Below are 266 nucleotides of genomic sequence, written 5' to 3'. Positions count from 1 at the left end.
AAGTAGATCATCGTCAAGAAAATACGCTCTATAAGCTGTATTCACAAAAAGATAAATAAGTAAGGCTGCTACTGATAACCACACTGCAATTGTCACTGGCGGATACCGCCAGCTGAACCCAATACCGCGTTTGGGGTGCGATATATAAAACTTATCAAGTAGGAGTTTTATGCCAATACCCGCTAAAAAAGCGCTACTGTAATGTAAAACCGGATTGGTATTTAAAATAGCGCTCCAGCTTGCGTACGCCTTTTGTACAAAGCCCA

At 41.4% G+C, this 266-nt stretch carries 1 protein-coding gene; it reads right to left on the bottom strand.

The window, feature by feature from the left end; translation table 11 throughout:
* On the bottom strand, window positions 1–266 hold a 266-nt coding region (locus AAEZ18_RS18980), incomplete at both ends, for a hypothetical protein (RefSeq protein ID WP_352255967.1).

The sequence above is a fragment of the Pseudoalteromonas sp. 19-MNA-CIBAN-0066 genome (assembly GCF_040308705.1).
In the GTDB taxonomy this organism is placed as follows: Bacteria; Pseudomonadota; Gammaproteobacteria; order Enterobacterales; family Alteromonadaceae; genus Pseudoalteromonas; species Pseudoalteromonas nigrifaciens.
The sequence above is the reverse complement of the archived record's forward strand: the minus strand, read 5'-3'. Positions and strand labels throughout refer to the sequence as shown.